Here is a 20033-nt window from a genome sequence, read left to right as displayed (position 1 = left end):
GCCACACAGATTAATCTCGGCACATTCATTAAATAGAACGTCGTTCTGTTAGACAGAACTACGTAGGCAAGAGACTCCGAAGGAGGATTCCATGGCAAGCCTGCCGCTCGACGCACCTGGCGCGTCGCCCGCTTCAAGCACCGGCGCGCAGGCGCTCACGCCCGGCGTCAACGCGCGCATCGACCGCCTGCCCGCCACGCGCACGATATGGATGCTGGTGTTCCTGCTGTCGATCGGCGGCTGGTTCGAGTTCTACGACCTGTTTTTCACCGCTTATGTGGGCCCCGGCCTCGTCAAAAGCGGCCTCTATGCAACCACGACCGCATCGTTCTTCGGGGTATCCGGGCTGGGCGCCTTCGTGGCGGCGTCATTCGCCGGACTCTTCATCGGCACCTTCTTTCTCGCGGGTCTGGCGGATCGCTATGGCCGTCGAACCGTGTTTACCGTGTCGCTACTGTGGTATTCCGCGGCCACGCTGATCATGGCCCTGCAAACCACCGCGCCGGCCATCAATCTGTGGCGCCTGATCGCGGGCATCGGCGTGGGCGTCGAGCTGGTGACGATCGACACCTATGTCAGCGAACTCGTGCCGAAACACCTGCGCGGCCGGGCCTTCGCGTTCGTTCATCTGGTGCAGTACACCGCCGTGCCGTCGGTCGCCTTGCTCGCCTGGTGGCTGGTGCCACAAACGCCGTTCGGCGTGGACGGCTGGCGCTGGGTCGTGATCATCGGCGCACTCGGCGCGGTAATCGTGTGGGCCATCCGCCGGCGCGTGCCGGAAAGCCCGCGTTGGCTCGCACAGCAAGGCCGCGCCGCCGAAGCCGAACAGGTCCTGCAAGCGATCGAAGCAAAAGTCGCCCGGCAATACGGCAAGCCCTTGCCCGCACCGGTGCCGGCTGTCGAGCCGGCTACCACCAAGGCCGCTTTCCGCGAAATCTGGCAGCCGCCGTATCGCAAGCGCGCGATCACGATGCTCGTCTTCAACCTGTTCCAGGCGATCGGCTTCTACGGCTTCGCATCATGGGTGCCGACGCTGCTGGTTTCCAAGGGCGTGACGATTACGCACAGCCTGCTGTATTCGTTCGTCATTGCGATCTCCAATCCGTTCGGACCGCTAATCGGCATGGCGATCGCGGATCGCATCGAACGTAAGACCCTGATCGTGTTATCGGCACTCGGCATCGCCGTGTTCGGCAGCCTGTTCGCGACGCAAACCTCGCCTGCCATGCTGATGACGCTAGGTGTGCTGATCACGCTGTGCGGCACCTTGCTGTCGGTCGGCTATCACGCGTACCAGACCGAACTGTTCCCCACCCGCTTGCGGGCGCGCGCCGTCGGTTTTGTTTACTCGATGTCGCGCTTATCCGCGATGTTCTCCGGCTTCATGATCGCCTTCGCGCTGCGCCACTTCCAGGTGCCGGGCGTGTTCGCGTTGATCACGCTGTCGATGGTAATGGTGATGGGCGCGATCGGCCTCTTCGGGCCGCGCACCAACAATCGCAATCTCGACGAAATTTCGCATTGAGCGCAACTGAGCGCATTGAACAAGAGGCTTCAAAGATGACGCTGCCGCTGGCTGGAGTGCGGGTACTGGATTTATCGAATGTATTGGCGGGCCCTTTCTGCGCGTATCAGCTCGCGTTGCTGGGCGCCGAAGTAATCAAGGTCGAGCATCCCGAGGGGGGCGATCTTGCGCGGCGCCTGGGCGCCGACAAGGAAGCGTCGATGCGCAACATGGGGGCCTCGTTCGTTGCGGTCAATGCCGGCAAACAATCCCTCACGCTCAATCTGAAGGACCCGCGCGGCAAGACCATCTTGCGCGAGCTCGTCAAAACCGCCGACGTGCTGGTCGAAAATTTCCGGCCCGGCGTGATGACGCGGCTCGGCCTCGATTTCGACGCGTTGCGCGAGGTGAATCCAAAGCTCGTGTACTGCGCGATCTCCGGTTTCGGCATGGACGGCGAGTTTTCGAAGCGCCCCGCCTACGACCAGATCATCCAGGGCATTTCGGGTGTGATGAGCGTAACCGGCGACGCCGACAGCGCGCCATTGCGCGTCGGCTACCCGGTGTCGGACACGGTGGGCGGTCTCACCGCCGCATTCGGCATCTGCGCCGCGCTGGTGGACGCCCGCGCAAGCGGGCACGGCCGCATGCTCGACGTCTCGATGCTCGAAGCCACGCTCGCGACGATGGGCTGGGTCGTCTCGAACTATCTGAATGCCGGCGTCACGCCCGAGCCGATGGGTAACGAGAACTTCACCGCCGCGCCTTCGGGCACCTTCAAAACCGGCGACGGACCGCTCAATATCGCGGCGAACGAGAACAAGCAGTTCGCCAGCCTGTGCCACCTGATCGGCCGCGCCGATCTGCTCGACGACACGCGCTTTTCCGAGCGCAATGCACGCAAGGTGAATCGCGCGGCATTGAAGGCTGAAATCGAAGCGGCGCTGGCCAATGACAGTGCGACAAACTGGGAAGCCAAATTCTTCGAAGCAGGCGTGCCGGCCGGACGCGTGATGTCGGTGCCCGAGATCCTCGCTCATCCGCATCTGGAATCACGCGAGTTCATCCGCGAATTTCCGGGCAACGGCGCGACTGAGCGGCAACGCGTCACGCGCGCGGGCTTTCGTCTCTCCGATGCCGACACCGCGCCGGCCACGCCCGCGCCGGTCCTATCGGCACACACGCGCGATCAGCTCGCCGCGCTCGGTTACGACGACGCACAAATCGACCACCTACGCTCCGAAGGAGTGATCTGAACATGACGCAAGCATTCGACGCTGCCAGGCTCGCCGCCGAGTACTGGAGCACTTCGATCATCGATATTCATCCCGGCTCGATCAAGGTACGCGGTTTTCCGATTCAGGAACTGATTGGCAACGTCAGCTTTCCGCAAATGATCTGGCTGATGCTGCGCGGAGAGCTGCCTGACGCCGCGCAAGCGCGTCTGTTCGAGGCGGCGCTGGTGGCATCGGTGGATCATGGCCCACACGCCCCGTCGATTGCGATCTCGCGAATGGCAACCAGTTGCGGTTTGCCGTTGAACGGCGCAATGGCCTCGGCGATCAATGCGCTGGACGACGTGCATGGCGGTGCGGGTCAGCAGGCGGTCGAACTGTACGATTCGATCGCCGCGCTCATGGAAGCAGGCGCCACGCTGGAGGGCGCGGTCGAGCAAGGAGTCGATGCATTTACCGCTGAGCACGGCAAGTATCTGCCCGGCTTTGGACACCGCTTTCATCCGGTCGATCCGCGGGCCATCCGGCTTCTTGCACTCGTGGATGAGAACGTCGAACAAAAAAGTATCAGTGGGCAATACGCCTCGATTGCGCGCGGCATTGAAGCCTTGCTCAAGCAGCGCAAGAACAAGCCCGTACCGATGAATATCGACGGCGCAACCGCCGTGATCTACGCGGAACTGGGTTTTGCGCCGGAGCTGGCACGCGGCGTGTTTTGCCTGTCACGCGCGGTCGGGATTCTGTCGCATGCGTGGGAGCAGCGCGGACGCAACGAGCGCAACAAAGGCCCGATGCCGCGCCAGATGGGCTACACCTACACGGGCAAGCCCGAACGTCACCTGTCCTGAAGCGCGGCCGCGCGCCGCTGCGCGTTGCGCATGGCGCGTGAGTCGCCGCCTAAGGCATCCGTGGCACGCGCGGCGCAATCGAACAACGCGTCGAGATTGCGCTCGAAAAACGCCTGATCGATGCGCGAACTCGGGCCCGCGAGCGTGAGCACGCCGCGCAAGCTCTGGCGCACGCCGAATACCGGCATCGAAATCCCAGCCGTCTCCCGATCGCGCTCGCCGATCGACACACAGTAGAAATCCTCGCGAATCTTCTCGTACGGTGCGCCCGGCGTGCCGCCGAACGCCAGCAACGCATGGCCGCCCGAGCCGCTTTCCAGCGGCAGTACGTCACCTTCGCGCACATGAAAACGCACCGCATGGGTGGAGTCCACACGATGCAGGCACACGCGCACCGCTTCGTCGCGCACATAGAAGGACACGCTTTCACCGCTTGTTTCCGCGAGTTCACGCATCAGCGGCACCAGAATATCGCCGACGTTGAGGCTGCGCTGATACAGCGCGCCGAGCATGAAGGTGGCGGGGCCGAGTTGATAACGGCCGTCGTCCAGACGCAGCAGCAGGCGGTGCTGGATCAACGAGCCCGCGAGTCGCAATAACGTGCTCTTGTAAAGCCCCGTGCGCGCCGCGAGTTCGGCGAGCGTGAGCGCGGCGTCATCCGGCCGGAAGGCGAACAGGATCGCGCAAGCACGATCGATGACGGCAACGCCCTCGGTTTCCTTTGAGTTTGATTTGTCCGTGGGCGTTGGCATGAGTTCGCGTCAGTCACGTTGCTTCATAGGGAAGCTGAAATTTTACGCCATCACGCGGTGCGCTCATAGTCGACATTGGTTCCTCAGCGAAGCAACGGGTCGAAAGCGAATGCCGCACGGCGAAACACGGTCATTTTCGCCTGTTTCTGCAGACTCGCGGTCGCAGCTGAACCCACGATAAAGAGATGCCTTTTGCTCTGACGGCGCAGATAAAATTTCGATCGTCCTGGATGCCTGGAAGGCAAAAATACAAAGGCATCAATGAGCAGATTTGTACGCTTCGATCTGTCAGTAGAGCTGACAGCAGAGTTATTGCGGAGGCATCAAAAAGGGTACCTTACGGACAGCGACTACCGTCATCAGGTTCTCATCGGCCATTTTACGAAGGAAACGCTGACGGCGATCAACTTATCCGATCGAGCCATTGTCACGTCCGTTCGCCTGCTTCTCAAAATCATGGAGAAACATGGGCTGCCTCCCGAAACGGTCGCCTCGCTGCGAGAACTGATCCTCAAACCCGTCGCAGTGTATGAATCAGCCACTGAGCGCGATAGCATTGTGGTCGTTACGATCGAAATGCCTGACGGTAAAAATCCGCTGCTTGTCGCGATTCGCGTCGACGTGCCGGATTCAGCAAACAAACCAAACATGCACTGGATGGCAAGCGCTTACGCGAAAGACGATCCTGCGGTCATCGAGCGCTGGGAGGCAAATGGACTTCTGATCTGGAAGCGCGAGCCGGTCGTTGAACTCACAACCGAACCGGTGTAGCCAAGGAGTAGGAAATTGCGGGGCCGAGGCCAACGTCCCAGCCGGAGATATAAAAGGCAGCGACTCGGCCTGGAAATGAAAATGCCTAAGTCCACGGATAGCCGACCGTCTGCTGCTAGTCGGGTATTTATCGTAGCCCTTAGGCAACGCGAATTATCTGCTTCGATAGGGATCTTGTCAAACTGCATCAAAGACCTCCGACCTCTGAGGCGGGCAAGATTCAAGTAGGCAGCGGCACGCATCCCGGATGCGTCGCACAACGGCCGGCCGCGAGCGGCGTCATCGTGCGAAGCCCAACCGTCGTTTCATCTGCGGCCACCCCGCCCCCATCAAACTGCCGCCACCACGACCGCGCCAACGTTTGCGATCGCCGCATTGCAGCGCGCCGCATCGCCGCTTGTCTCCGTGAGGTAGACCGTGACGAGAATCGGCCCGCGTCCCGGCGGCCAGAGAATCGCGATGTCGTTTGCCGTGCCGTGATCGCCCGTGCCGGTTTTATCGCCGACGCCCCAATCCTTCGGCAGCTTCGCGCGAATCCGTTCGCCACCGGTCTGATTCGCGGCAAGCCAGGCCAGCAATTGCGCACGCGACGGCGAGGACAAGCGCTCGTCCAGCAGCAGTTCGCGCAAATTGCCGAGCATCGCGTTGGGTGTGGTGGTGTCGCGCGGATCGCCGGGTGTCGCTTCGTTCAGCGCCGGTTCGTTACGGTCCAGACGCGTGACGCCGTCGCCGATACTACGCGCGAACGCGGTCAAAGCAGCGGGACCGCCGAAGCTTGCCAGCAGCAGATTGGCCGCGGTGTTGTCGCTGAGCGTAATGGCTGCCTTGCACAAGTCGGCGACGCTCATCCCCGCCTCACCGGTCAGCTCGCGGGTGTGCCGGCTGGTCGCCGGCGAGTACGGCACAAGATCGCTTTTCGAAAATACGACACGCCGCTCCAGATTCTCCTGCCCGTGATCCACGCGCGTCAGTACAAGCCCCGCTGCCAGCAGTTTGAACGTGCTGCACATCGGAAACCGCTCGTCCGTCCGCAAACCGGTATGCAATCCGGACGTTGTGTCGAGGATCGAAACGCCGAGCCGTCCGCCGCTTTCCGCTTCGATCTGCGCGAGCCGCTGGCGAATTGCCTCCACCTTGACCGCGCCGCCGCCTTGTTTGGTGGCGCTCGCCTTCACCACTTTCGCAAACGCTCCACCGCTGCCAACCGCAACCCCAGCTATCGAAACACCGAGCATCGCGCCCGCGAATTTCCGTCTTGTGATCATCGCCGCTCCTTATGTGAAGCCGCAACTATCGGTGTTCCACCGCGCGTTGGCAAACGATGATAAGTTAGTCGGTCCCCAAGAAAAACTTGTGCTTCCGCCATGAGACCGTATCTTCCGTTGAATGCGCTGCGCGCCTTCGAGTCGTCCGCGCGGCATTTGAGCTTTACGCGCGCCGCGCTCGAGTTGAACGTCACCCAGGCCGCGGTGAGTCAGCAGGTCAGGACGCTGGAGGAGCGGCTCGGCACGACGCTATTCAAACGTTTGCCTCGCGGACTGGCAATGACGGATGAAGGCCTGGCGCTGCGCCCTGTCCTCACCGATGCGTTCGATCGCATCGAAGCCGTGCTCAAGCAGTTCGAGGGGGGCCACTTTCACGAGGTGTTGACAGTCGGCGTGGTGGGTACCTTCGCGGTAGGCTGGTTGATGCCGCGACTCAGGTCGTTTCGCGAAGCGCATCCGTTTGTCGAATTGCGTCTGCTCACCAACAACAATCTGGTCGACCTCGCCACGGAAGGCCTCGACTTCGCAATTCGTTTCGGCGACGGCACCTGGCCAGGCTCGCTCGCCACCCGGCTGCTCGACGCGCCGCTCGCGATTCTGTGTGCGCCTGAAATCGCGCGGCGCCTGGCCGAACCCGCGGATCTCGCCAATGAAACCTTGCTGCGCTCCTATCGGGTCGATGACTGGGCGACCTGGTTCGCGGCCGCCGGTATTCCGCCGCGGCCAATTCGTGGACCGGTGTTCGATTCTTCGCGATTGATGGTGGAGGCGGCGATGCAGGGCGCGGGCATTGCGTTGGCGCCCGCGCTAATGTTCGATCACGAGATCAACACGGGCCGCCTGGTGCGCCCATTCGAAGTGGAGGTTCACGCCGGCAGCTACTGGTTGACGTGGTTGAAGGGCAAACCAATGACGCCGGCCATGACGCTGTTCAGCCAGTGGATCGTCAAGGAAGCAGCGTTGCCCGAACAAGGCTAGCAAACCGCCCGTCTTCAGGTATGGAGGCACTCACTTGCACTGTTTGACACCTCTTACGCCGAAGCGATCTCGCGCGTAAAAGCATCCTCGCTGACGACCCGGCAAACTGCGCCTGAAATCCCATCGCGATCGGATTAGCCCTGAAATCAAGGGGCAATTTGCTGCACTGCCCACGCGAAATCCGATCAGAAACCTTGACCTGGCGATTCTGTTTTCTTACTATGAGCCTCGAAGTTTGCGCAGCGTTTATGAACCTGTTCTTACAAAAAGTGCGCACATAAAAAAAACGACAGCTAAACACCGAGGTCTTTCGGGGCTCTTGCATGACAATGGATGAGGACATCGCGCACGTCGCGCGTGTAATGGCGCCATCGCTACGCGCCTTCCGTGGCGAACCTGTGTTGCCACCAGCATATTGGCGAAAACGGCTACAACGCATACAGGACGAATTTCCCCTGACTCAATTGCAGACGTTCCAGATCAAGCATCTGCTTGGGGAGTTGGATCGGTTCGAGGCGGAAGCACAAAGCCGCTCATGCTGAGTCGTTCCATCATCGTCACGAGTCAACTACTGTTCGAACCCTGGTAGCGCCAGCGACAAGATCCGGCGCTCGCTGATGCAATTCCCGATCGAATCACTTCCTCCATCAGGCGCACACGTTTCCGCTGGCGAGTCAACGTGAAAAACGAACGGAGAAACATTCGGCATCTCTGTATCGCGATCGCCTTCGCCAAATTTCCCTGATCTCGCAACAAAAGAAATCACTCACCTCGCGCATGCTCTTCGCGGATTGCGTGTTACGTGCATTGGGACGTAACGAAGCCCAGGTGTTACGAGCTACGTGGTCGAAATATCACTAGAAAAAAGAGCGCTTGCTGCCCACAGGCTCGGGTCGAGACCATGGGTAGTGGGCCACTCATCTGGCATAAATCTCGCTTGATTGCAGCGCGCCGTCACGCAAGAGCGTGAGTCTTCGGCGCGTCGAGACAAAACGGATGCTGCCAGAACAGACCGGCAGCCACACACGCTACGGGACCGTATGAAAATCGGGTTGAACCTCATTCCCAAACTTTGTGTTTTGGGCGTCTTTTTTTATTTGTATGTAAGCGTGAACACAGCCGCATGGGCAACAAAGCGCCACGAAGGGAAGCTGTTGTTTCTGGAGTGGCAACCAACACGTGCGCGCGGGTCGCAGGAGTTGAAACGGCTGAACCTGCTTAGGCGGTTGCGTCTCTTTGCTTTGCTGACTGCGATCGTCGCAGTTGCTGTGCAAGCATTTCTCTTTTTCCGCTAACAAAAGAACAGCACATGAAAATCGGATATACGAAAGGCAACTACCCTGAACAGCGCTGCGTGCTGGGAAAAGTGCCGGACACCACATATCAAAAAATCGGCAATCCGATTTTCATCCGTCTCCTTGCGAAGATCGAGCGAAAGCTCAGCAGGAAGCAATTGTCGTTCTTCGATTTCTTCCACGTCGAGAAGAAATCGCCTGATGTTGATTGCTTCCATTTTTTCAACGACGTTTCGAACACCCGTAAGCCCTGGGTGTCGACGTTCGAGTCGATGATCCCGCGCGAGAATTTTTATCTTGATGCCAAGCAATCGCGCAATGCAGACGGTTCGCTTAGACACAGTCGGCTAGTCCGGTACAAACTTGGCCTGATCGCCCGAGACAATTGCAAAAAAATTATCGCACTCTCCCAATGCAATATGCGTATGCAACTTCGCATGCTGGAGTCCTATCCGGAGCTCAGGGAAGCCATCGTACGAAAGATGGCGGTTATTCCGCCGCCTCAGGCATTGATCAGTGGTTGCGCCGAAAAGCCGGATGATGGCATTGTCCGTTTCACCTTCGTCGGGCGGCAGTTTTTCCAGAAGGGAGGCTACGAAACCCTTGAAGCTTTTGCGCGCCTGGAATCGGAGGGAATCACAGGATATGAGCTAACGCTGGTAGGCGATCTTTCCGAGACCTGGAACCATGCCCACCGCGGGGTTCAGGATAAAGAGGAAACCCTGCAGCAGGCCCGGGCGTTGATTTCCAGTAGTCAGCGCATCACGCACAAAACGAAACTGCCCAACGCCGAAGTCATCGAGCTATTGCGGCGCACCCACGTTGGCCTGTTACCGACATGGGCCGACACTTACGGTTACTCGGTCCTGGAGTTCCAGGCGGCGGGTTGCCCGGTCATTACGACCAATGTTCGCGCGCTTCCGGAGATCAACAACGGTTCGGTGGGATGGGTTGTGGATCTGCCGCTCAACGAATCAAACGAGCTCGACGTGAATAACGAAACCGTCAAACGGCAGCTTCGTGATGCGATTATCGACGGTATTTACAAAGCAGCTCGCGATGCGATCGAGCACCCTGAAGCACTGCGCGAGCGGGGGCAACGATGCATTGAACGCGTAGCCTCCGAGCACAGCCCGGCTGCCTATGCCGATCAATTGAATCGGCTTTATGCCGCGTGATTCCCGGTGCCGGTGAAAACCACCGCCCTCAGCCCTCAATTAATCCGATAGCGCTGCATTTCAGCCTCGGATACGACAATCCACGCGTGCGCCGCATCACGTGCGGCGATGACTTCTTCTGATCACATCAACGTGGCGGCCGCGGCCGCCGCATCACTTCTGCGTGGTCAATACCATTTGACCTCCACGCCGTCTCGATAGCGCTCATTGCCTGCGAAGGAACGATTGCCTGAAACCAAGGTCAGTGATCGTCAGCGAACATACGCATGATTCGCCAGTCTGTACACTCTGGAAACGTCGACAAAAGCCTGTCTGGTAAAACGGCAAGCATTTCAAATACATGGAGTTCGCATGCCCGTGCGCTGGATTGTCAATCTCATGCTAATGCCACTTCTACTAATTGCAGTGGTATGCGCTGCTTTGGTTGCAATATCCATAGCCAGTTATGACGAACTGCTCGAACGCGCGCGCCGTTTCAGGCAGTCCTAGTGTTCTCGGCTGGCAAAGACAGACTTCAGAATACCCAAAAACCGCGCTCCACCATGTCCGCCGCTATCAAGAGCCACGCGTGGACCCTGCCTGAATAATCGCTATCGGCCCAAATCAGAAAAACTCTGACTGCCCGTTATGCCACTCCCCAGCGTGCTTCCGCCGAGATCAGATTGTAGTAACTCATCCGACGCGTCCGTATTCTCCGCACTGCCCATACCGCCCATACTGCCGGACACTTTGTTTTGCATAACCCTCATCGCAGCGCCACTTCCCATTCCGACGCCGGCCACTGCCGCCACACTCGTCCCTCTGGCCATGCTCAGACCACCGTTCGCGCCAATACCGATTCGGGCGCCGGCGCCCATGCCCCCGCTCATGCCGGCCATTAAACCGGAAGAGCCCGGTCTTTGACCCATCCCTCGCTTTTGCCCGATGCCGCCTGCCAACATACCCGACACCTGCTGGGTCTTGACGCTCGAGGCCGCGGACGGGTCTAGCGTATTCTCTGTGAGAGCGCCTGGCTCACTATAGGATGGCGTCTGATAGTCGGACTCCTCCTTTTCGGCCGCAATCCGGTTTTTCCGTCCCGCGTATCTAATGCGATAGTGCCCCTTCAGGGCATCGGCCTCTGCTTTGCGCGCCGAAAAACTCGACACTGTAAAGTTACCTTCTCCGTAGCCGGCTTGATCTAAAGGCGCCGCGGAAAGTGCATCGCCTTCAACCTGCGCACACGCGCAGTTAGCCAAAAATAAGTAAGTTATCAAAAAAGCGATTTTTATTTTCATACATCGACCCCGGCAATCGAATAACTTCAAGATACTTCACAGTCTGGACGCAGACGCCCCCAGTCAATCACATCTCATCGCCCTCGGGCAGCGCGCCTTCTGCTCTGCCTGGCTGCACGGCGTATTTCGGATACCGCCGCGTGTATTTTTCCAGCAGCCGCTCATATTCCGTGAGAATCTTGTTCCACTGAAATTCTTCTTCAAAGCGCTTAACGCTCGCCGAACTTAAGCGATCGACAAGCTCGTCGTCGTCCAACAGTTCGGAGATACAGGCGTTGCATTCTTCGACCGTCGAGAAAAATTTCGCGCTATCTCCAGCCACCCAGCGGTTGAACCGATTGTTATGCGCAATCACCGCGCACCCGGCACCCAACGCTTCCACAAGAGAGGGATTCGTGCCGCCCACCTGATGTCCGTGAAGATAGAAGCGCGCATTTGCGCGAAGCGCGCTAACAGCGGCATGGTCATAGATTGCGCCTGGGAAAATGACTTCCTCGCTTGCGGCGTCCAGAACCCTCTGGTGATACGCGTTCTGCTGTCCGTTATAACTTCCCAACACCATCAATTTGGCCTGCCGCCGGCGTTGTGAGAATGCGGTGACGATCTCCAGGATCGAGTTCTCCGCTTCCGGTCTTGCTATGAGGATGCCGTACGGCAAGCCTGCAAGATCGTATTTACTCAACACGGAATGCTGGAGATCGCGCGTTGCCCGGTCAGCGCCGTAGACAATCGTTGTGATCTTTTTTCTGGACACCCGTGTTGCCAGGTGATCGGCAATCGACGGATGGTCGGCTATCAAATGGTTACCAACGAGGCAACCAATCCGCTCATTCAGCCACAACCAAACTTTCGCTGGTGCGCTCCACTTTATTCGCTGCCACTCAAGTCCATCCATGTTGAAAATGTTGTTTATCCCGGACAGACGAAGCCAGCTTGAGAAAACCGCCGTGTTGTAACCGAGCGTCAACACCACATCGGGTCTCGCCTCGATTACATGACGCACGGCCTTAAAATCGAACGCCATCGTGCCCCACGCGCCAGGCGCATTCGTGGAAATCGTAACGCGCCGCACGCCTTTCCATTCGTCTACCTCGCAAAGGTTCTCGGCAGTGTCCGCCTGGCAGTAAACGGTCACTCGCCACCCCTGCTTCACCAGATAAAGTGCCAAACGCTCCGCAAAAGTCTCAAAGCCACCATGTCGCGCGGGAATCCCGCGCGTCCCCAGAATAGCAAGGTCTTTTTTCATTATTTGATTAAGCGATTTAATTTTTTAAAAATCTTAACGGAATCGATTTCCCCGAGCCCATTCCAAAAGGCCTTGCAAATCAATTCTGCCCAATACCTAGATGTCCCGAAAAATTCTCCTGTATCCATTCAAAAAACCGCACATGGACAAAAATATCGAACGAAACAGAGAGAATCGCTTCATCAAATAGTTGAAGTAGTCTTCGGCAGGCTTATTACGGCCTTTAAAGTCCTGCCTCATCAGCAAAGTCCTTTCAGCTTCAATGCTGCTCCCGGCATGCTGCGCAGGATGCGAGAGCACGTCGCAAAAAAGCACCTCGCCTTTTGAGCGTTTCAGTAGCGAGGCCCAATCGTCAGCCTTGTGCAACACCGCGGATTGCCTGGCAAGCAAGTCAGCCGCCATGCCTCTAGACAATACGTAACAGGCGGTTCGCCACATTTGCCGATAGGAATGCCCGTTGACCGTGAACACGCCAGGCTCGCTCGAACTTCGCTGCTTGCCGAAAAGCCACCTGCGTGAGCGCAGCCCATCCTGCGCGCCGCAGCAAAGCAAAAAGTCGTTATCCAGTTGCTCCGCAACACGCGCAATTCGGCTGATGTCTTCATCGCGCCCCTCGATATCGTCCTCAAGGATTAGAGCCATCTTTTCGCCGGTATCCAGAAATTGCCGATACGCTTCAAGATGGCTCAGCGCACAACCTACTTCCGCCGGGCTCAGCAACTCACCTTTCGAACGATAAAGCGGAGCGGCAAGCTGAAAATACTCCCGCGCGCTCATCGAGCGTCCGTCGACCGCGCTCACAATTTCAAATGCTTCTGACGCCTGGGGAAATCTGCCTTTTAGCAGCTTCCTCCGGGCCTCATCCTGCGACAGTGAAATCAGAAATGTTTTCATCGTAGATACTATTCGCACTCAATTCGCACGGCACACGGGATTCTATTTACCTTTTAAAGCGCTAATAATCGTGTTCATTCTGACGGTCCTCCCATTCGAAGCCATGCGCAAAGTCGTTTGCTGGGGATTCCAGAGCGGATTTTCCTTAAATGCGTGGAAGGCCCAGCCAAACGAAAGCTGATCCATGACATCAAGCAGGTCGGCGAGGTAACGATCCCCATCATCACCCGATATGACGCTTGCACTAAACTCCCCGATGAAAATCGGAACATGATTGGCGTCACCGTACTGCCTCGCGACAACGAGGGTGGCCCGGATCTTGTTCGCGTCCCACTGCTCTCCGGCGATTCTCCCAGGGTAGTGAACCGCCGCGGAGAACTGCGGCAGCACGCCTTCATGCGTCAATTCCATTGGCGTGTACATATGGGGACTTACAACCATCCGATCCGTACGTGGAAGCTTGAGACGGCTCAGTGCGGAAAAGAAACTGTCGTAGCCCCCTTGCGCGTTAAGCTGCCTCGCCGGCTCGATAACGATGTATGCCGCTTTATTGTTGGCTCGAATTACCGAGACTAACGATTCGACAAACTTGTTCCAATCAAAATAATTATTGTCGGCCGACGGTACCGCCGTTACAGGTTCGTTCAACAGGTCAAATCCCAACACCGCCTGGCCGTCGCTGCGATAGCGCTGCGCAATCTGAACCCAAAGCGACTTCAATCTGTTCTGAAGCAAATCGGATGACCAGAAAACGTCATGCGGCGACGTCGTGTATCGATTCTTGAACCCCGGCAGCGCGTGGGGATCGATAACAACGGCCAGATGATTCTTCTTCGCGACCTCAATTATGTGGTCAAGTTTCTTGAAGGTGGCCTCGTTGCTCTCATACGAGCCAGTCAGGCTTAACAGCGGCGAGTCACCGAATGAAACGCGAACCACACTACATCCGATGCTCGCGATATATTCGAGATCTGCGTCGGACACATTTGGTGTTACGTTAAAACCCCGTGCTGTTGCCCAATCGAATGCAACAGCCGGCATCGAGGTGAGCGCCAGCAAGCACAAAAAAACACCCGCAATCGATTTTTTTGAAATCATTTCACCAGCACTCCTCTTACACCGTAGAACGCCGTCTTACATGAATTGATGACCTTTCGCCCAACAACAACCCTGGCGAAGTCGGTGACGAACTTTCGGACTTTTACCGCGCGAAGAAAAAGTGCGGCAATCAGTATCCCTGCCGCCTTGATACGCTCAGAAAGCGGACCGTTTGCTAATTCCGGTGCGATTATGATTGCCATGAATCCAAAAATTGCACCTTTCGACAGATGATCGCCGTACCGCCTAATCCACTCTTTTGAACCATCGTTGTCTACGAGCGAAGAAACACGATTCGTTTTCGAATCCTGGTACCAGATCGTCTCAGCACTTTCAATAAACACAAATTCAGCGCCAATCAACTGCAAGCGAATCGCCAGATCCCAATCCTGATGCTTTAGCAGTCTCGAATCGAATAGGCAGCTTTCGAAAAGCTCTTTCGACATGAACAGCGAGCTTGTCTGAATGTGCCCCGAATTCTTGAACAGGTAGTCGCCGACCTGTTCCCCACGTCCAATTCCACGAGCAGGTTCCATAAACTCTTTGCCGTCTCGCCTCACCCGCAGCCTTGTATAACAAACGACAGCCTTTGGGTTCCCGTGCTCCAACACGGCTTCCATTTGAGTGGCCAGTTTCCCCGCCAGCCACTCGTCATCTGAGTCGAGAAATGCTATGTATTCGCCGCGCGCCAAGGTACCGCCTTTATTCCGCGAGGCGCCTCCCTTGAGGTTCCTGTCATTCCTTAAGTATCGGACGCGAGGATCATTTATCGTCCTGACGACTTCTTCCGTACCATCAGTTGAACCGTCGTCTATGACTATTACTTCAATATTCGTCCAGGTCTGTTTAAGCGCGCTTTCTACCGCGCGGGCGATAGTAGCCTCCCGGTTGTAGGTAGGAATGACAACACTGATAAGCGCATTGTTGTTCATCATTCCACCTGGGCACGTTTCTCGGCAAATGTAAAAACGGTCTTCTTTATCCACCCAAAGCCCATCAGCCCATAAACTGCCGCCCCTACCGCAGAGACCAATATCGCGAGCGGCAACGCGCTCATCCCGGTATCGATTAATTTAATCCGCAGCACAGTCATGCAAACCATCATCACGGCGCAAATCGCCAGCGGCCGCGAAATTTTCGCCAGCAAATACGAAATGCCTGAGCCCAGATGTTTCATGGTCGCAGTCATAGCCACGAAGAAATTGATCATGTTTGCAACGGCATACATCGCAGCGACATGATTGACATCCCAGAAGGCGCCAATAATGAATCCACCGACCTGCAGAACCGTCGCAATCAATCCGAGCTTCATCAATGATTTCGTGTTCCCGGTTGCCATAAAAACAGTGCCGGTGGTACTAACCACTGACTGTATAAATCCAACCGGCGCAAGCCAGGCCAAAACCGGAACTACCGCACTCCATTTCGCGCCGAATACGATGTGCACGAACTCGGACCTCAAGACCCAGATCCCGCACATCAGGGGGCCCGTGATCGTTACGACCATCATGACGGTCTTCAGGTACAGATTCCGCAGGACAAGCGGTTCGTTCTGATGCCGGCTTAGTAACGGGAAGAGCGCCCGGGTGGCTACGAACGTCATGTTTTGCAACGGAAACAACATGACCCGATAGGCCTGGGAATAAACACCCAATTGCACCGCGCCAAGCAACTTGCCGACGACGATGCTGTCGGCGTTTCTCGCGAAATAATTGATCAGATTGAACGCCGTTAAATTCCCGCTATAGGAGAACAAGGATTTAAAGGATTCGACATTGAATTTCCTTACCGGGCGCCACCGGCTCAATATCCACAGTTGCGTCGACGACAGCGCAGCCGCAGTGAGTATCTGCGCCGGCAGGCAAAACACGCCGAACCCAAAGTGGGCCAGGAGAATAGCCACAGAGAGGCCTGTTCCCGAAGATAGAATTTCAACCCTTGCAAGCAACTTGAACTGCGATTGACGCTCAAGCAAAGCCTGATGAACGGCGGAGCTAGCGGTGATCGGGAAGCCGAGGGCGAGCAACCACAACACCTTCGGAAGATTCGGCGACACAAAGATGTATCCGATCAGGGTGGCCAAACCCGCGACCAGTGCTGAAAGTGTCAGCCCGACTCCGAAATTCAGCCAGAAGACCGTGGCTTTTGCGTTCTCATCCAGTTCATCTCTCTGAACAACAGCCGCCGAGGTTCCCAGGTCTCGCAGAAGATTCGCGAGATTGACGACGATCATCGCCATCGCCATTACGCCGTAATCCGCGGGCCCAAGAAGCCTCGCCAGAAACAGCATGCCCAATAGCTGCAATCCCACGCGAGAAAATTGGGAAACGGCAACCCATTTCGTGTTGTTAATAAGTGTCATGGGCCGCCCATAAATCCATATTCTTTAATCATCGCCGCAATCTGCACGTCGTTCTCGTCGCTTCCGAGGTTTGACTTCCACAGTGCGACCTCCTGGGAGCCGAGCCAGAATTTGACGGTTCCGCTTGACGGGACTTTTCTGACCAGAATGCCCCTGGCTCTCGCCATCCAGTAAAACCAGACGTCGTCAGCTTGCGGGCAAAGGCTTTTCATTCTGTCCACGTTTGTTGCTTCGCCGTCGAAGACGTTGGGTGGATAAAGAACGCCGCCCACTCCCGTAGCAAAATTCAATGGATTTTTTTGCAAAGACTCCGAGCACCAGTGCCAGGTTCTGTATGCATCGGGTAGCCCGTCAGAGTTGGTTTTAACGACATGCATCCGGTGACAAAGAATTTCCGGCGAGCTCTCGTTGTATTGCTCAAGCAGGTCGGCGAGCCATGTCCGCCAATAGACGACGTCGTCATCGGCTGTAACCACTGCCATGCCTTTATAGGCGGACAGAGCGGGCACCAGTTTCTTGTATGACCGCAAGTTTTCGCAGAAGTGAATCTCCAGCCCCCAACTCTGCAGCGCCAGTACATTGGCCGGCAAATGCTCCGAATCCTCTTCGGCTATCCAAAGTACTACCGCGGCCGGTTGCACGCTTTGCAAGAGAATCGTCTTGAGCGTTAAATGCAGGGTCCGGAACCTCGGCGGATATGAGGTAAGGCTGACGATAACTCGCCGGTCGAGTTGCGCCGTTCGGCGCGTTGCACGGCAGAGAATCCACGTTACTTCGGTCGTTAAATGATCCACCAGGGCTCTCACCACAGCGAAAGCCAACTTGACGTCCTGCTTAACGGTTCGCAATCTGTCTTTCATGACATTACCGAGCGATACAGTGCGGACAACTTCTCGTAATGCGCGGGTCTGCTAAATTTACTTTCGACATTCTTCCTGCCCACACGCCCCATTTTTTCCAGATCGAGCTTTCCATATGCCATTTCTTCGACTGCGGTAATGAGCGCGTCAACGTTGCCGGCTTCGACAAGCGTCGAGTCGTCCCCGGCACTCAATACTTCTGGGAGCCCCCCGATGTCGGCAGCAATCACCGGTTTCCCATACGCCAGCGACTCTGCAGCCGACAGTCCGAAGGTTTCGTACCAGACGGATGGAACGATGCTTGCCGTCGCTCCTCTGACTAAGCCGCCCAACTGATCTCGAGTGGCAAATCCGAAGAACGTCACGTTCGACATAGCGTTCTTCCGGCAATATTCCTTGGCATCTTCATAGGCGCCGCCGACACCCACAATCAACAGGTTGATGTTTTTAATCTTCTTGAAGGCCGCAAGGAGCACCCAGATTCCCTTCTCTTTTTCTACGCGTCCGAAATATATGAAATACCGGCCCGCGCGGTACTCGGGAACTATTTCGCTAATATCCACAAAATTATGTATGGTGGAGACCTTGTGCTCCGGAACACCCATGCTTACGACCTTGTTCCGTTGAAAATCGCTAACGGCTATAAATCTGTCTATCTTCTCAACGGAACCGAACATATAGCTAACGTAACTCTCGACCATAGAAGCGGCCGATCGCATTACGGACCCCTTGTTGCATCGATGTGTGAGGACATTGTGAAACTTGAAATTCGCACACTTCTCGCAAACAGAACCGTTGGAGCTGAGTTGATACGTTGGACATACAAGCTTGTACTCGTGAATTGTCTGCACCAGCGGTATGGCGTGACTTTTCACCTCAGCCAAAATAGAAGCCGAAAGCTTCCCGTAGTAAATGTGGCAATGAAATACATCAGGACCGAATTCCCTGATAAATCTCCGAACGGCTTTCTTCGCATCGAAGTTGTACATGTATCGAACAACATCGCTCAGGCGCGGTGACGAAATTGATACTTCCTTTTTCGGGAAAAATTCCAGCCATTCGCTGGCCTGGTTCTCCTTATCCGCACCACAAAAAGGTGCAACTTCGTGGCCGTAGGCACGAAGCATTTTCTCTGTTTCTATAAGAACCTTGTCAGAGCCACCTCGTACGAAGTAGTTCTGGCCAGCCATGGCGATTTTCATGATGCTCTCAGGTAAACCGGTGCGCTTGTTTTAGTTAGCGATCGCCGAACAACCTCCCCATTCATCGCCGCAGATATCTCAAACAAATATAGAAAGACAATGAAATGAGAATTGAAGCTGACCATTCTCGACTCAAAGGTGTTTTCGAGAATGAAAATAAACATGTACCCAAAAAACAGGGTAAATGTCTGGTTATTTTTAAGATTCTTAACAAATACAGTGATCAACAGGAAGACAATCACCTCTCCGCACAACCCCAACGAGTAAAGCGTCTCGATGAATCCGTTATGCGCGGAGGCCACCAGAAATCCGACCTGCGACGTAAAGTCCGAACCATCAAGGCTATTCGCCACGCTTAGCTGATCAAGTCCGTAGCCCCAGATCGGCGACGCGGCAACTTTCGCGAAGATGTAAAGCCAGATGACATTCCGGTTTGAAAAGGTTGCGTATTTTTCATCGGGCGAATCCATCCCCAGGGCGATGGCGGCATAGACCGCGAAAGCACTGAGCAGCAACAAACCCAGCAGGATCAAAAGACGATAACGATAAATGAATTTTCTTATAAAGCTGAAAGTGCACGCCGAATTGAACAGGAACAGCACGACCACAATACCGATTGCGGTCGTCGACTGACTTCCAATAGTCAATATGGCGGCAAGAACTGCACTCAGGGCAGCAAACTTGTTCTTCGAGATCAACCAATACCAGAATGAAATCGAGAATGCGAGCGCCGCGAACGATCCGAGAGAATTTTTATGAGTAAAAATACCTTGCCATTTCCCCAGGTGTTCACCAACTGCCACCCCATAGTGAGGAATCAGGAATATGTATATAAAACTCGACAACTCGAATATAAGAAATCCTTTTATCGCCGCGCGGATCGTCCCGTCCCAGCCAGCCAACTTAATATGTGTCGCGACCAGCAGATACGCTGCAATCAACAGCAAAGCCGCACCCAAAGATGCCTTAGGCACCTCGGCCCACAACGCGGAGCAGATCGATAGCGCGCCGAGACCCAGCAAGGCCCAATGCGGTCGGATTTTGAACCTGCAGACAATCCATACAAAAAATACAACCGCCAGCGTCACACCGCCCCAAACAATGGGCAACGCGTTCAGAGGACCGTTGTAGGGAATAGCATTGTCCAGGCCCTGGTCGCGCGCCCCGCCATCTTTGATCAAGCCGATGTATGCGCCGAATGACAGAATCGTCATCGCAAATGCCAAGAATCCAACTATTCTCTTAAGCATGTTTTATCTCTAGGGCCA

18 protein-coding genes are annotated in these 20033 nt (G+C 56.0%); 7 read left to right on the top strand and 11 right to left on the bottom strand.

Features of this window, described 5'->3' with window-relative positions; all coding sequences use genetic code 11:
* The first annotated feature begins 91 nt into the window (after window positions 1-91).
* From GH665_RS25020 to GH665_RS25010, 3 genes are read left to right on the top strand one after another with little or no spacing between them, the layout of a single operon-like run.
* A complete protein-coding gene (locus GH665_RS25020; RefSeq protein WP_030099806.1) occupies window positions 92-1525 on the top strand; it encodes an MFS transporter in 1434 nt (477 codons plus the stop codon).
* 35 nt (window positions 1526-1560) lie between these two features.
* On the top strand, window positions 1561-2760 hold the full coding sequence (locus GH665_RS25015) for a CaiB/BaiF CoA transferase family protein (RefSeq protein ID WP_153139906.1): 1200 nt from the start codon (window positions 1561-1563) through the stop codon (window positions 2758-2760).
* Window positions 2761-2762: 2 nt separating this feature from the next.
* Entirely contained in the window at window positions 2763-3587 is an 825-nt protein-coding gene (locus GH665_RS25010; protein WP_153139904.1) for a citryl-CoA lyase, read from the top strand.
* Here GH665_RS25010 and GH665_RS25005 read toward each other — a convergent pair.
* A complete protein-coding gene (locus GH665_RS25005) occupies window positions 3575-4339 on the bottom strand; it encodes an IclR family transcriptional regulator (protein WP_153139902.1) in 765 nt (254 codons plus the stop codon). The genes GH665_RS25010 and GH665_RS25005 overlap by 13 nt on opposite strands.
* 261 nt (window positions 4340-4600) lie before the next feature.
* On the opposite strand from GH665_RS25005, the gene GH665_RS25000 reads away from it, so the two are divergent.
* Window positions 4601-5110, top strand: coding sequence for a MuF-C-terminal domain-containing protein (locus GH665_RS25000; RefSeq protein WP_153139899.1), 510 nt, complete (start codon window positions 4601-4603; stop codon window positions 5108-5110).
* Window positions 5111-5439: 329 nt separating this feature from the next.
* Here the strand turns inward: GH665_RS25000 and bla are convergent, their stop codons facing one another.
* Window positions 5440-6375: a class A beta-lactamase gene (gene bla / locus GH665_RS24995; protein WP_153139897.1), complete on the bottom strand. Its 936-nt coding sequence runs from the start codon at window positions 6373-6375 to the stop codon at window positions 5440-5442.
* A gap of 99 nt (window positions 6376-6474) precedes the next feature.
* On the opposite strand from bla, the gene GH665_RS24990 reads away from it, so the two are divergent.
* The 3 genes from GH665_RS24990 (at window position 6475) to GH665_RS24980 (ending at window position 9826) form a co-directional block, all read left to right on the top strand.
* On the top strand, window positions 6475-7353 hold the full coding sequence (locus tag GH665_RS24990) for a LysR family transcriptional regulator (RefSeq protein ID WP_153139895.1): 879 nt from the start codon (window positions 6475-6477) through the stop codon (window positions 7351-7353).
* Between the two features lie 1040 nt (window positions 7354-8393).
* Window positions 8394-8648 (top strand): hypothetical protein, encoded by a 255-nt coding sequence (locus GH665_RS24985; RefSeq protein ID WP_153139893.1) that lies wholly within the window; start codon window positions 8394-8396, stop codon window positions 8646-8648.
* Between the two features lie 14 nt (window positions 8649-8662).
* Entirely contained in the window at window positions 8663-9826 is a 1164-nt protein-coding gene (locus tag GH665_RS24980) for a glycosyltransferase family 4 protein (protein WP_153139891.1), read from the top strand.
* A 590-nt stretch (window positions 9827-10416) separates the two neighbouring features.
* Here the strand turns inward: GH665_RS24980 and GH665_RS24975 are convergent.
* From GH665_RS24975 to GH665_RS24935, 9 genes are all read right to left on the bottom strand, one after another.
* On the bottom strand, window positions 10417-11103 hold the full coding sequence (locus tag GH665_RS24975; RefSeq protein ID WP_153139889.1) for a hypothetical protein: 687 nt from the start codon (window positions 11101-11103) through the stop codon (window positions 10417-10419).
* A 67-nt stretch (window positions 11104-11170) separates the two neighbouring features.
* Window positions 11171-12349 (bottom strand): DUF1972 domain-containing protein, encoded by a 1179-nt coding sequence (locus GH665_RS24970; protein ID WP_153139887.1) that lies wholly within the window; start codon window positions 12347-12349, stop codon window positions 11171-11173.
* Window positions 12350-12445: 96 nt separating this feature from the next.
* Window positions 12446-13243, bottom strand: a complete 798-nt coding sequence (locus GH665_RS24965; RefSeq protein WP_153139885.1) for a glycosyltransferase family 25 protein — start codon at window positions 13241-13243, stop codon at window positions 12446-12448.
* Window positions 13244-13285: 42 nt separating this feature from the next.
* Window positions 13286-14341: a glycoside hydrolase family 5 protein gene (locus GH665_RS24960; protein WP_153139883.1), complete on the bottom strand. Its 1056-nt coding sequence runs from the start codon at window positions 14339-14341 to the stop codon at window positions 13286-13288.
* Complete coding sequence (locus GH665_RS24955; RefSeq protein WP_153139881.1) at window positions 14338-15276, bottom strand: glycosyltransferase family 2 protein; 939 nt, start codon at window positions 15274-15276, stop codon at window positions 14338-14340. The genes GH665_RS24960 and GH665_RS24955 overlap by 4 nt, the downstream gene beginning before the upstream one ends.
* Window positions 15273-16703 carry a lipopolysaccharide biosynthesis protein gene (locus tag GH665_RS24950; protein WP_153139879.1) on the bottom strand — a complete coding sequence of 477 codons (1431 nt, stop codon included), beginning with the start codon at window positions 16701-16703 and terminating at the stop codon, window positions 15273-15275. The genes GH665_RS24955 and GH665_RS24950 overlap by 4 nt, the downstream gene beginning before the upstream one ends.
* Window positions 16700-17563 (bottom strand): glycosyltransferase family 2 protein, encoded by an 864-nt coding sequence (locus GH665_RS24945; RefSeq protein WP_153139877.1) that lies wholly within the window; start codon window positions 17561-17563, stop codon window positions 16700-16702. Before GH665_RS24945 ends, GH665_RS24950 begins: the two co-directional genes overlap by 4 nt.
* Window positions 17560-18765: a glycosyltransferase family 4 protein gene (locus GH665_RS24940; protein WP_153139874.1), complete on the bottom strand. Its 1206-nt coding sequence runs from the start codon at window positions 18763-18765 to the stop codon at window positions 17560-17562. The genes GH665_RS24945 and GH665_RS24940 overlap by 4 nt, the downstream gene beginning before the upstream one ends.
* A complete protein-coding gene (locus GH665_RS24935) occupies window positions 18762-19979 on the bottom strand; it encodes an O-antigen ligase family protein (RefSeq protein ID WP_167531003.1) in 1218 nt (405 codons plus the stop codon). The genes GH665_RS24940 and GH665_RS24935 overlap by 4 nt, the downstream gene beginning before the upstream one ends.
* Window positions 19980-20033 lie beyond the last annotated feature (54 nt).

The sequence above is a fragment of the Paraburkholderia agricolaris genome (genome assembly GCF_009455635.1).
Taxonomy (GTDB): Bacteria; Pseudomonadota; Gammaproteobacteria; order Burkholderiales; family Burkholderiaceae; genus Paraburkholderia; species Paraburkholderia agricolaris.
The sequence above is the reverse complement of the archived record's forward strand: the minus strand, read 5'-3'. Positions and strand labels throughout refer to the sequence as shown.

Coding starts and splice junctions, on each gene's coding strand:
- GH665_RS24945 (WP_153139877.1), bottom strand. CDS start 17,563: ATGAAAGACAGATTGCGAACCGTTAAGCAGGACGTCAAGTTGGCTTTC.
- GH665_RS24955 (WP_153139881.1), bottom strand. CDS start 15,276: ATGATGAACAACAATGCGCTTATCAGTGTTGTCATTCCTACCTACAAC.
- GH665_RS24935 (WP_167531003.1), bottom strand. CDS start 19,979: ATGACGATTCTGTCATTCGGCGCATACATCGGCTTGATCAAAGATGGC.
- GH665_RS24950 (WP_153139879.1), bottom strand. CDS start 16,703: ATGACACTTATTAACAACACGAAATGGGTTGCCGTTTCCCAATTTTCT.
- bla (WP_153139897.1), bottom strand. CDS start 6,375: ATGATCACAAGACGGAAATTCGCGGGCGCGATGCTCGGTGTTTCGATA.
- GH665_RS24980 (WP_153139891.1), top strand. CDS start 8,663: ATGAAAATCGGATATACGAAAGGCAACTACCCTGAACAGCGCTGCGTG.
- GH665_RS25010 (WP_153139904.1), top strand. CDS start 2,763: ATGACGCAAGCATTCGACGCTGCCAGGCTCGCCGCCGAGTACTGGAGC.
- GH665_RS24960 (WP_153139883.1), bottom strand. CDS start 14,341: ATGATTTCAAAAAAATCGATTGCGGGTGTTTTTTTGTGCTTGCTGGCG.
- GH665_RS24985 (WP_153139893.1), top strand. CDS start 8,394: ATGAAAATCGGGTTGAACCTCATTCCCAAACTTTGTGTTTTGGGCGTC.
- GH665_RS24965 (WP_153139885.1), bottom strand. CDS start 13,243: ATGAAAACATTTCTGATTTCACTGTCGCAGGATGAGGCCCGGAGGAAG.
- GH665_RS25005 (WP_153139902.1), bottom strand. CDS start 4,339: ATGCCAACGCCCACGGACAAATCAAACTCAAAGGAAACCGAGGGCGTT.
- GH665_RS24940 (WP_153139874.1), bottom strand. CDS start 18,765: ATGAAAATCGCCATGGCTGGCCAGAACTACTTCGTACGAGGTGGCTCT.
- GH665_RS25000 (WP_153139899.1), top strand. CDS start 4,601: ATGAGCAGATTTGTACGCTTCGATCTGTCAGTAGAGCTGACAGCAGAG.
- GH665_RS25015 (WP_153139906.1), top strand. CDS start 1,561: ATGACGCTGCCGCTGGCTGGAGTGCGGGTACTGGATTTATCGAATGTA.
- GH665_RS24990 (WP_153139895.1), top strand. CDS start 6,475: ATGAGACCGTATCTTCCGTTGAATGCGCTGCGCGCCTTCGAGTCGTCC.
- GH665_RS25020 (WP_030099806.1), top strand. CDS start 92: ATGGCAAGCCTGCCGCTCGACGCACCTGGCGCGTCGCCCGCTTCAAGC.
- GH665_RS24975 (WP_153139889.1), bottom strand. CDS start 11,103: ATGAAAATAAAAATCGCTTTTTTGATAACTTACTTATTTTTGGCTAAC.
- GH665_RS24970 (WP_153139887.1), bottom strand. CDS start 12,349: ATGAAAAAAGACCTTGCTATTCTGGGGACGCGCGGGATTCCCGCGCGA.